General features: G+C 24.0%; 3 protein-coding genes. 2 read left to right on the top strand and 1 reads right to left on the bottom strand.

Going from position 1 to position 2,822, the window contains the following annotated elements:
• The first annotated feature begins 223 nt into the window (after nucleotides 1-223).
• Together GBZ86_RS14650 and GBZ86_RS14645 are read left to right on the top strand one after the other, a co-directional pair.
• Nucleotides 224-1,168, top strand: a complete 945-nt coding sequence (locus tag GBZ86_RS14650) for a chymotrypsin family serine protease (protein ID WP_152891872.1) — start codon at nucleotides 224-226, stop codon at nucleotides 1,166-1,168.
• A gap of 360 nt (nucleotides 1,169-1,528) precedes the next feature.
• The gene (locus tag GBZ86_RS14645; protein WP_152891870.1) at nucleotides 1,529-2,419 is read left to right on the top strand and encodes a ComEC/Rec2 family competence protein; all 891 of its coding nucleotides are present in this window, start codon (nucleotides 1,529-1,531) and stop codon (nucleotides 2,417-2,419) included.
• Between the two features lie 49 nt (nucleotides 2,420-2,468).
• Here the strand turns inward: GBZ86_RS14645 and GBZ86_RS17390 are convergent.
• A partial coding sequence (locus GBZ86_RS17390) for a hypothetical protein (protein WP_170272278.1) occupies nucleotides 2,469-2,822 on the bottom strand: 354 nt, incomplete at its 5' end.

The following is a 2,822-nucleotide window of genomic DNA, read 5'->3' as shown; positions in this document are numbered from 1 at the left end:
TAGATTAAAATATTTAAGTATTAAAGTAATAGAGTAGATAAAGAAATTCATAGATAGCAATACATTATATGCATTAAATGTAAAATAAGTTATTTTATTTAAAATTATAATAAATTTACTAACAATTTAAGATGAAAATCATAATATATATATCATTACCATTTATTCATTTAAACTTATACTTATTTTTATTAATTAAAATTAAAGGTTAGGAGGAATTAAAATGAGTATTTTAAGAGAAGACTTAATAAAAGATATTGCTAGAAACTATAGTATGCTATTTTATAACAAAAGAAATGTACTAGGGTTAGGACTTGGAAATAAAGTAATTAATGGAGTTGATACTGGAGAGCCAAGTATTCATGTTTTAGTAAAAGAAAAAGTTTCTATTGATAGTTTATCTAGTTCAGATAAAATTCCTAAAGATTTTTTGTCAATAAAAACAGATGTTATTCAAACAGGTGACTTTAGATTTAGTGCTTCTGATATTTTAATAAATCTTCAATCTAAAATAAGACCATTACGTCCAGGATGTAGCATTGGAGTGGCTGAAGGAATAGGAGCTGGAACTATTGGAGCTATAGTATATGATAATGATCCAGAAAAAAAAGACAAAAAGTATATATTGACTAATAATCATGTAATATCAGGATTAAATGAATTTCAAGCAGGTTCTATAATACTTCAGCCTGGAGTAGGAGATGCAGGGTTATATAGTAAAAATGCTGTTGCTACTTTAGCGAGAACTGTTGTATTAAATTTTGAAGATGGACCATCAGATATTGTAGTAAATTATGCTGATTGTGCTATAGCTGAAATTAATCCAGGCATAGATGTTATTACAGATATTCCTGGTATTGGAGTAATAAAAGGAACAACTATACCTACAAAAGAGGCTAAAGTACAAAAAGTAGGGAAAGCTACAGGATATACTAATGGAACTATATCAAGTACTAATGTATCTTTTGCTATGGCTATGAATGATGGAGACTTTTGTACATTTAATGATCAAATTTTAGTTAGTAAAATGTCTGACATAGGAGATTCAGGTGCTTTATTATGTGATTTTTCTAATAATGCTATAGGTTTAATATTTGGACATGGAGAAACAGTAACAGCTGCAACCCCTATTAATTATGTTTTAGATTATTTAGGAGTACATTTTTAATACATTAATAAAATTTTAGATATAGATATATAAGTTAATTAAAATATTTTATAAGGTGAATTTTAAAAATTTATCTTATAAAATATTTTTAATTGTAAGATTAATTTATTTAATTTACATAATTAAAAATATAAGAAATTTACTAAGTTAATTATATCGTTTTTATAAATTATTAAGATTTAAAAATATTTTTTAAATTTAACTATACATTTTAAATTTATTTAGTTAAAATTACAAGAGATGTTAAAATATTTTTAATTAAGGGGGGATATTCTTTTAAAATTAAGAAAGATAATTGAATATTTTAATACATAGTTATAAATTTATAAAGAAATTTTATTAATTTTAATAGGAGGATATATGAATAAATTTAAAAATAAATTAAGTAAGTTTTTAATTTTAATGTTTACATTAATCTTTTCATTTACATTATTATTAGGGTGTAATAAAACAACTAGCACTACTAATGAAACAAATACTTCTAAGTCTACAAAAGGTGTAATGGATGTAAGTTATATAGATATTGGACAAGGTGATAGTGAGTTAATACAGGTTAATGGTAAAAATCTTTTAATTGATGCTGGTCCAACAAAATCAGCGGATAAGCTTATAAAATACTTAAAAAGTCGTAATGTAAAGACTTTAGATTATGTAGTTGCAACTCATCCTCATGAAGATCATATAGGAGGAATGGTAAAGGTATTAGAAAATTTTGATGTAAAGAATTTTCTTGCACCTAAGGTAATTCATAATACCAAAACTTTTGAAAACATGGTTAAAGCTGTTAAAAAGAAAGGGTTAAAAATAGAAACTTTAAAAGCAGGAGATGGAGATAAATTTAATTTAGGAAAAGGGGTAAAAGTAGAGGTGTTTTCTCCTAATAAAGATAGTTATGAGGATTTAAATGATTATTCTCCTATAATGAAAATAACCTTTGGTAATAACTCTTTCTTATTTACAGGAGATGCTGAAGCTACTGCAGAAAAAGAAGTTTTAGATAAGAAATACAACTTAAAGGCTGACGTAATAAAAGTAGGTCATCATGGTTCTCACAGCTCATCAACTCCAGAATTTATAAAGGCTGTAAATCCTAGTATTGCTATTATGTCTTTAGCTACAGATAATAAGTATGGTCATCCACATAAAGAAACTATTGAAACTTTTAGTAAACAAGGTATTAAAACTTATCAAACTAACTTAGATGGAAATATTTTATTAGAATCAAATGGTAGTGAAATAAAAAAGAAATAAAGTATAAAAAACTGGTATCTTTTTATATACCAGTTTTTTTATACTTTTTTTAAGAATTAAAAAAAGTATAATCAGTTAATACTATATGTTTATCTTTATTTTTACCATAACAATCAACTATATTATTATCTTTTAATTGCAAATTATTCTCTTTAAGTGCTTCTATAATTTTAGTATGAATTTCTTCAGGTAAGTAATGAATTTTTGAATAATTTTCTACTATAAGTATATTTTTATCTAAGTATAATGAAGGATTTAAGAATTCTTTTAAATCATTTTTGCAATTATTATATAATTCTAATTCCTTTATATTATCTTCAATACCTTCTTTACATAAAGGTAGTTTAATTGCTAAATTATGATTAAATTTTAGTATTACTCTATGAAATGTAAACTCTATAAT

This window comes from Clostridium tarantellae (genome assembly GCF_009295725.1).
GTDB lineage: Bacteria > Bacillota > Clostridia > Clostridiales > Clostridiaceae > Sarcina > Sarcina tarantellae.
This window is presented reverse-complemented; position numbering and strand designations above follow the sequence as displayed.

Bases quoted from the DNA above. Each gene is read 5' to 3' on its own strand.
- GBZ86_RS14650 (WP_152891872.1), top strand. From the start codon at position 224: ATGAGTATTTTAAGAGAAGACTTAATAAAAGATATTGCTAGAAACTAT.
- GBZ86_RS14645 (WP_152891870.1), top strand. From the start codon at position 1,529: ATGAATAAATTTAAAAATAAATTAAGTAAGTTTTTAATTTTAATGTTT.